Raw genomic sequence first — 8,396 nt, forward strand, 5'->3', positions numbered from 1 at the left:
CCTTTATCAAATAAGGTTATGTATGTTCCATGCCTTTTGTGTCAATAATCGCATCAACAGGGCAGACTTCTATGCAGTTTGGGCTTTCTGCATAACCCGCACAAAGAATACATTTTTCTTGTGTGATGATATAAATGGGCTCTCCAATGTTAATGGCTTGTGTTGGGCATACATCGCGACACGCATCACAAGCAATACATTGATTGAGAATAGCAAGTGAAGACATAAGGTTTCCTAATATTTTGTGTTAAAGATTTTGGTTAAAAACTTTGTGTATTATACAATAAAACTTAAACTAGAAAACTATGTGATAGTTTTGTTTGATGATATTTTTAGAGTGTTTTATATAGGGAATAGGGCTAAACACTTCATAATATTTTGCTATAATTTATACTTTTTAATGTTTGGAATCTCTATAAAGTAAATATTGTGTTAAGTAAAATTTTTAGTATAAATCCAAATAGAGTTTAGATTCCAAAAAAGAAACACAAGTAGTTAATAAAGGGGATTTATGGTAAAGCAAGAAGATACGCAGTTTGCCTATACTTATATGAATGCGAATATGCATACACCACTTGCAGTATATAAGGGCATTAACGCACATTTTTTATTAGAATCTGCTTCACTTGAAAGTGGTAAGGGGCGATATTCTATAATCGTTCGTAATGTAAATTTTGGCTTACAAAAAAGAGATAAAGACTATACATTTGAAACCTATATAAAAGATTCCCCAAAAAATGGGGCAAATAGCTTTTCTTTGTCAAATCTTACAGAATATGAAGAGTTACCCCCTTTTTTAATGCAGCTAAAAGATTCTATTCTCTCTATACAAAATAATCATGTAAAAGATAAGCCGAGTTTTGATTTTTTAGAACTTGCAAAAGTGTTTAGAAATGCTTTGCCTAAAATCCCAAAGATTTTAGAATCTCTGCCCCTGCCACTTGGTGGGCTAGGCTATGTTGGCTATGAATTTTTTAGTGAATGTGAAAATGTGGTATTTCAGCAAGAAAGCCTATATAATGCACCTGAAGCCCTGCTTGTATTCCCGCAAGAATGCGTTGTATTTGATCATTTTTATGATTCTATGTATATCGTTGTCAATACGCTAGATAATGGGGCTAAGGCAAGATTAGAAGTATTGCAGCAAGAGATTCTATCACTACAAAATACACAGACAAATGAGCTTTTAAACGGGCATGAAGTTTTAGAATCTAGTATTGTGTATGAAGATTCTAAAGAATGGTATGAAGCAAATGTAGCAAGAATTAAAGATGAGATTTATAAAGGCACATTTCTGCAATGTGTGCTTAGTCGAGCTATCGCCATTAAAAGCAATATGAATCCGCTGTATTTCTATGAGACACTAAGACATAATAATCCAAGCCCATATATGTATTATTTAGATTTTGGATCTTTTAGTGTTATTGGGGCTAGTCCTGAAGTCATGCTGCAATGCAAGGATAATATACAGACATTGCGACCTATCGCTGGGACTAGAAAAAGGGGGATAAACGCACAAGAGGATAGAATCTTAGAGCAAGAATTGCTAGAAGATGAAAAGGAAAATGCAGAACATTTAATGCTTGTTGATTTAGGGCGAAATGATATTGGGCGAAATGCTAAGATTGGAAGCGTAAAAGTAAATGCGTTTAAGGTTATTGAGCGATACTCAAGCGTTATGCATATTGTATCAGAAATATGCGGTGAGATTATGGAGGGGCGGGATAATAACGATTGCTTTAAGGCATGTTTCCCTGCTGGAACGGTGAGTGGAGCACCAAAGATTGAGGCGATCACCAAACTCGCACAATATGAGACGCATAAACGATCTATTTATTCTGGTGCGATTTTGTATTTTACTAGAAATGGTGATTTAGATTCTGCGATTACTTTGCGTTCTGCGGTATTGCAAGATGGGATCTATTATTTACAAGCTGGAGCAGGCATTGTTATGGATTCTATCCCTACAAATGAATATATTGAAACATGTAATAAAATGAAAGCCCTTTATGATATTTTGATACAACCACAAGGGCTTTCATTATAGGGATTAGAGTTTTAGAATTTCTGCCTTTATAGGTGCGTGCAGGGTTTAGGGTGCAGGATAGCAAGAATTTAAAATTCAAAGCAATACAGACTTTTTGCTTATATTTCCATAAGTTTATGTTAAGTTATTTTGCTTGTATTGAGAAAATTGCAAATACAACACATAGTAGAGTTGTATAACATGGATATTTAATTTAATGGACTGCCTAATAATTTAGAAACCAGGTTTCAGGTTATAATAATGCAACCAAATCTCCATAAACCTAACACTGTTTTGAATTTAGTTGATAGAAGATCGGAATGTAAGAACCATGTAATTGTGATAACTATCATATAAATAGCAAAAATACAAACTTTAGTTTCTATGAATTACACCTATAGGAGATTAAAGTTGAATTCTAGTTTCTAATAATAACTGGCATTTTCTAACGACTAATTACCGCAAGGTAACAATAAGAAAAAGCATATTGTGGCACCATTAGACTCACTTAGTTTAGATTTCATGCAATGATTAAAAGCTATTTGTCCTAGAAATACACCTAAAATTTAGGCAATACTCCATCATTAAGATTAATGGTTTGCACATCACCTATAAGGGCGGTGCTAGATTGTGCTGCCATTTTGATTTCTCTCTCTTCGTTTCTATCTACAAAAAGCGTGTATTTGCTATTGTATTCAATCTTTATTGTGCGTGTTTCGCCATTGCGATTTTTTGCTAGAATGAGTTCTGCTTCATGCACCTCTGGGGCTTTGTATTGCTCCTCTATTTCAACACTAGAATCTTCGCTTTTACTCTTTCTCTGCTTGGCAATTCGATTTCTTGACTCCCTTTCTTTATACACCTCATCGCGATATAAAAATAAAATCACATCAGCATCTTGCTCGATAGACCCACTCTCGCGTAAATCCGACATAATGGGCCTCTTATCATCTCTTAGCTCTAAGGCACGATTAAGTTGTGATAATGCAACTATAGGGATTTTTAACTCACGGGCAAGATTCTTTAATCCGCGACTAATCTCAGCGATAATCTCATGTCTAGCCGCCGCATTCGCATTTGACATGCCAGACATAAGCTGAAGATAATCAATCATAACAATGCTTACACTAGGGTCTTTAATCTTTAGCTTCCTTAGCTTTGTGCGGAGTCCTGCAAGGCTTAAATGTGGGTTATCATCGATATAGATATGTGTTTCACAGAGTTCTTGAGCGGATTTTGAAAGCTTTGTAAATTCATTATCGTCCATACTACCTGAACGCACATTTTGCAGTGGCACCATGCTTTTTGCCGAAAGCATTCTTGTCATAAGCTGTTCTGCTGGCATCTCAAGGCTAAAGATTGCTACACCTTTTTGACTGCTTAGAATCCTTAAGGTCATGCTAAGGATTAAGGCAGTTTTACCCATCGCAGGTCTTGCACCAATGACTATTAACTCACCCGCATTAAAGCCTGTGGTAGCGTTATTTAGCTTACTAAAGCCTGTATCTATACCCTTTAGCGCCCCATGCTTTGCTTGATTCTCTTTAATAAGACGCATGGTAGATTCTACAACTTCATAGGCATTTTTAAACGCATTATTTGTATCTTGTATACTTAGGGCATAGACTTTTTGCTCTATATCTGCAAGGATATTTTGTGCGATAGAATCTGGCTTCATACTCTCATCTCGCATAAAGCTTGCTAGAGAAAAAAGATTTCTTTTAATAGAGCTATTTTTAATCATTTTGACATAGGTATCAATGTCTGCAATGGGCGATTCAGCAGCAATTAATGCAATATCATCAAGGCTTACTTTCATGCTTTTTTGCATTTCTATACAAAGGAATTCTGGGGTAATGGGCGTCTCATTTCTATGCAGATTCTCACATGCCTTAAACATTTCAACATGTAAGGGCAGTGAAAAATCCTGTGCAACTAGACTATCACATATCTCATCAAATTTATCTGGACTAAAAAGAATCGCAGATAGCACAACCCTTTCAATCTTGCTGTCTAGCTCTTGCATGTGTTTCCTTTGCTTTGTGTTAGTAATGATAGCTGTTACAATACAATTTCATTGTGGTAATATGATAAATAGAGATTATGTTACATGTATTTCACATGCAATATTTAAAGCCTTGTCGTGCGTATAGAATCTGCTATATCTCTTTGTGTAACTATCTTTAGATAGTCTTTATAGATTTGCTTATAGTTTAGCAAAATCTTTTCATTTAGCTTTGTAAAAGGATAAATGCTAAAATTCTTTCTATTTTTATCATAATAAGTATAGATGAGATGCGTATGCAGGTCATGCAGGGTTATTTTCTTACTTTTAGAATCTTTTTTGATTTTTACTCCAGCAAACATTCCAACGCGTTTTTCTAAGCCTTTTTGTGCAGAAATCATATTGCCAAGCGAATAGATTACAAGCGTGTTATTAATCCACTCAATAGGCTGCACGACATGGGGATGATGACCGATTATTATATCTACCCCAAGTGTTGAGAGATAGTGTGCAAACTCTTCTTGCTCTTTATTTGGCTTAAAATCATACTCATTGCCCCAGTGCATTGAAACCATGAGTAAATCCACTTTATTACGCACATTTTCTATGTCTTTTTTTAGCATTTCCTTATTATACACATTGACTAAATATTCTTTATTCTTTGGGATAGGTATGCCATTTGTGCCATAAGTGTAGGCAAGTAGCGTGTAGGTTATGCCATTTTTTTCATAGATTTTTGCTGTGTTTCTTTCATTTTCACTTATATAGCTTCCAGCGGCAATCACAGGCTTTTTACTCCAATACTCTCGTGAGTTTATAATCGCTTTTTCGCCACGATCTAGTGTATGATTATTTGCAAGTGAGATGAGATTAAATCCTAGATTAATTATGCAATCGCCAAATTCCTGCGGTGAATTAAATGCAGGATAGCTACTTAGCCCTAGCTCTTTTCCACCTAGAATTGTCTCTTGATTATAAAAGGCTAAGTCATATTGTGAGATAAGCGGGGCTGCGTGTATAAACATTTTACTAAAATCATAGCTAAAAGTTGGTTTTGCTTTAGAATCTTTTTCTTGTGGCAATGTATATTTTGCGTCATTATATACTGCGGTATGCAAAAGTGCATCACCACCCATTATAAGTGTGAGTTCATTATTTATCTTAGATTCTATAAGTTTAGAATCTTTTGTGGGTTTTATATCCTGCTGTTTTTTCTCTTTATCACTACAAGCTATGAAGCTAAACATATAAAGGCATAGAAAGCATGAGAATATGAGATTATAACTTCTAGTTTTATTTGTGATGATAGGCATGATATTCCTTAAAAATTATGGGGTTATTATTTTAAAAATGTGTGAATTTTAGTAGTGTTTTATTAACAAAATATTATGGTTTTATCTTTTAATCACAAAGATTCTATGCTGGTTTTCATGCCTTGCAAATATTAGAATCTATATAAAAGTAATGCTATATCCCTAGATTCTGTTCTAGTCCAAAGGCAACATCAAGTATTGTTTGCTCACTAAAGGCACTGCCTATAAATTGCATACCTATAGGTAAAGGCGATTTTACAACTGGAAGGCTTATAGCTGGAAGTCCTGCAAGATTCACACCGATAGTGTAAATATCGCTTAGATACATTTCAAGGGAGCTTTTTGTAGCATTAAATGTTGGGGCGACATTGGGGGCTACTGGAAGCAAGATTGTATCACATTCACTAAAGATACTTGCATATTGCTGTCTTATGAGTTCTCGCACTTTTTGTGCTTTAAGATAGTAAGCATCATAATAGCCACTACTTAGCACAAAAGAGCCTAGCAAAATGCGTTTTTGCACTTCATCGCCAAATTGTGCGCGTGTTTTGAAATATAAATCCTGCAAATTCTGCCCTTCTATACGACTGCCATATCTCACACCATCAAAACGCGCAAGGTTTGCACTCGCTTCTGCCATAGCGATAATATAATACGCACTTATATGATGTGTCGTATCAAGCATTTGTGCTTTTATGATGCTATGTCCCATATCTTCTAGAATCTTAATCGTGTCATAATAGGCTTTTTGCACCGCTTCATCTGCCTCTTTCACAAAGTCTTCTAGTATGGCAATCTTTAGAATCCTTTTAGGATTAAGCTTATCAAAGGTCTTTGTAGGTGCAAGGTTTGCACTTGTAGAATCTCTCTTGCAAACCCCGCTAATAATATCAAGCAAAATGCTTGCATCTTCTACATTTTGCGTAATCGGTCCAATCTGCTCCAAACTTGAGCTATATGCCACAAGTCCATAGCGAGACACTCTACCATAAGTAGGCTTTAAGCCCACCACACCGCAATAGCTAGCAGGCTGTCTAATGCTACCACCTGTATCACTGCCTAGACTAGCTATGGCAATTTTTGCGGCAACCGCTGCGGCACTCCCACCACTAGACCCGCCCGGCACACGACTTGTATCATGTGGATTTTTCGTGCGACCATAGCAGCTTTTCTCAGTCGTGCTACCCATACCAAACTCATCCATATTTGCCCTACCAAACGCACACATATTAGAATCGTGTAGTTTAGTAACAGCAGTCGCACTATATGGCGATACATAACCATGCAAAATCTTACTCGCACAAGTGAGCTTAGAATCTTTAACACAAATATTATCTTTTATTAGAATGGGAATCTTGCCTTTATCATTTTCGTTTAATTCAGGCGTCTCTATATAGGCGTTTAGTTCTTGTTTAGCTTTAATATCTTGTATCATTTGTTCTTTAAGAGATTCTATCTCATTAGCATGTAATGCCATAGCTTGTTTAAGTGTTAGCATAATATTCCTTTATAAAAAGATGAAATTATAACAAAAATTTAAGAATTATTTGGTCTTATATGCTTTTTGTGAAATGTGAGAATCTAGAGTCGTTGTGATAGTGTTAAGATTATGATTTATACATAATCTTAATGTGTTAAGCAATAATAAAATACTAAGAATGTAGATATAGCTTATTTTTTCCTTAGTATAACTTTATCTCCCACTTTTTCTACATCATAATCCCTTAATTTATTTAAAACACCAACACCACCTGCAGCTACGGCAATAGCAACCGCTGTAGTCGTTGTCCCCACTCCCAATACCCCAACTGCCGCTGGAGCCGCTGCTGCCGTAAATGCAGAGCTAATACCACCCGTTGCTGGAGCTGCAACAATCGCTACAACAGCAACACCAATTGCACCTATCGCTATTGCCCAAGCCACTTTACCTGCTGCTTTAATTTTTATTACTCCAGATTTTAAATCACCCTCAATTTCAATATAATCATCACCTCTTTCAATAGCTGCTGCCAACTCTTTTTCACTACTTATTGCCATAAAAATCTCCTAAAAATAAAATTGTGAGCAGATGGTAATATATATATATGGTAAATGTTTATAAATTTTAATGTTAATTTTGCGTATCTTTTTTTTCTTTTCTCTGCATAGCTTCCCTCTCTCTTTTCTCTAAGATTCTATCCTGCATGTATTTATACTTTTCTTCATGTTTGAGTGAATCTAGGTCTTTATAAAGCCTTTTATACGCTTTCACTACATTAAGGATAGCTGCTGCCACCCCATAGCCAAGCCCTACCCATATAAGCCAATAGTATCCAAGCCATTTATACAATAGATAGCCTATCCCAAGCCCTAAAAGCACTGCTACAATCATTGAGATTCCAAGTGATAGGTCATTGGCACTGCGAGTTAAGATTTTGATTTTACCATCTTTAGAATCTGCGTTTTGAGAATCTCTTTCTTTGGAGTTTTCTTCTTGTGGTGTCTTATCTGTGTTTTTTGTAGATTCCAACTCATTGTTATTTTGAGTCTTTGAAACAAAATCTCGTTTAAATTCCATGTTAGATGCTTCGCGATGTCCAACATGACAAGTTGTTTTAGAATCTTTTTCTTGCTGTGTTTTATCTACACCATTTCTAAAATCTAGCCTCTCAATCATTTGGGTATATGCAGGGCATAGAAGTACATCCTGTTTAGATTCTAAGGACTTGTTGTATTGATCTTTTGAAAAAGGCAGACTATCTTTATTTAAATTTGTTTTGGAATCTACAAGCATTATTCTATGTCCTTTGGGTCCGTTGTAGCTTTATGCACTTTTTGGCAAATAACATATACATGGCACACAATGACACAAAAAATACAGCTTAAAGCTTCTTTGGATTATAACTAAACTTTTTAAATGCTGTATTGTGGTTAAAGTGTAATGCATGAAAATAAATGTAGGGGCTCTATAGTTAGTATAGCACAATAAGGCTTGCGAATGCAATCACAACGCAAACAATGATATATAAATACAGCAATAGAGATATTTCACTTCTAGCTTTGGAAGTTATCT

General features: G+C 35.5%; 7 protein-coding genes. 1 reads left to right on the top strand and 6 read right to left on the bottom strand.

What is annotated here, in order from left to right; genetic code table 11:
• Positions 1-16: 16 nt before the first annotated feature.
• Positions 17-226 (bottom strand): DUF362 domain-containing protein, encoded by a 210-nt coding sequence (locus C6H08_RS02105; RefSeq protein ID WP_034565603.1) that lies wholly within the window; start codon positions 224-226, stop codon positions 17-19.
• A 285-nt stretch (positions 227-511) separates the two neighbouring features.
• Here C6H08_RS02105 and C6H08_RS02110 point away from each other — a divergent pair, with 285 nt between their 5' ends.
• A complete protein-coding gene (locus tag C6H08_RS02110) occupies positions 512-2,047 on the top strand; it encodes an anthranilate synthase component I family protein (RefSeq protein ID WP_034565602.1) in 1,536 nt (511 codons plus the stop codon).
• A 538-nt stretch (positions 2,048-2,585) separates the two neighbouring features.
• Here the strand turns inward: C6H08_RS02110 and dnaB are convergent.
• From dnaB to C6H08_RS02135, 5 genes are all read right to left on the bottom strand, one after another.
• Positions 2,586-4,052: a replicative DNA helicase gene (gene dnaB / locus C6H08_RS02115; protein ID WP_034565601.1), complete on the bottom strand. Its 1,467-nt coding sequence runs from the start codon at positions 4,050-4,052 to the stop codon at positions 2,586-2,588.
• Between the two features lie 104 nt (positions 4,053-4,156).
• Complete coding sequence (locus C6H08_RS02120; protein ID WP_034578980.1) at positions 4,157-5,344, bottom strand: CapA family protein; 1,188 nt, start codon at positions 5,342-5,344, stop codon at positions 4,157-4,159.
• 154 nt (positions 5,345-5,498) lie between these two features.
• Positions 5,499-6,842, bottom strand: coding sequence for an Asp-tRNA(Asn)/Glu-tRNA(Gln) amidotransferase subunit GatA (gene gatA, locus C6H08_RS02125; RefSeq protein WP_034565600.1), 1,344 nt, complete (start codon positions 6,840-6,842; stop codon positions 5,499-5,501).
• A 173-nt stretch (positions 6,843-7,015) separates the two neighbouring features.
• The gene (locus C6H08_RS02130) at positions 7,016-7,381 is read right to left on the bottom strand and encodes a hypothetical protein (RefSeq protein WP_034578983.1); all 366 of its coding nucleotides are present in this window, start codon (positions 7,379-7,381) and stop codon (positions 7,016-7,018) included.
• Between the two features lie 73 nt (positions 7,382-7,454).
• A complete protein-coding gene (locus C6H08_RS02135) occupies positions 7,455-8,117 on the bottom strand; it encodes an AtpZ/AtpI family protein (RefSeq protein WP_233708440.1) in 663 nt (220 codons plus the stop codon).
• Between the last annotated feature and the right edge of the window lie 279 nt (positions 8,118-8,396).

The sequence above is a fragment of the Helicobacter bilis genome (assembly GCF_900198365.1).
GTDB classification, from domain to species: Bacteria; Campylobacterota; Campylobacteria; order Campylobacterales; family Helicobacteraceae; genus Helicobacter_A; species Helicobacter_A bilis_B.

Coding starts and splice junctions, on each gene's coding strand:
- C6H08_RS02105 (WP_034565603.1), bottom strand. CDS start 226: ATGTCTTCACTTGCTATTCTCAATCAATGTATTGCTTGTGATGCGTGT.
- C6H08_RS02110 (WP_034565602.1), top strand. CDS start 512: ATGGTAAAGCAAGAAGATACGCAGTTTGCCTATACTTATATGAATGCG.
- dnaB (WP_034565601.1), bottom strand. CDS start 4,052: ATGCAAGAGCTAGACAGCAAGATTGAAAGGGTTGTGCTATCTGCGATT.
- C6H08_RS02120 (WP_034578980.1), bottom strand. CDS start 5,344: ATGCCTATCATCACAAATAAAACTAGAAGTTATAATCTCATATTCTCA.
- gatA (WP_034565600.1), bottom strand. CDS start 6,842: ATGCTAACACTTAAACAAGCTATGGCATTACATGCTAATGAGATAGAA.
- C6H08_RS02130 (WP_034578983.1), bottom strand. CDS start 7,381: ATGGCAATAAGTAGTGAAAAAGAGTTGGCAGCAGCTATTGAAAGAGGT.
- C6H08_RS02135 (WP_233708440.1), bottom strand. CDS start 8,117: ATGCTTGTAGATTCCAAAACAAATTTAAATAAAGATAGTCTGCCTTTT.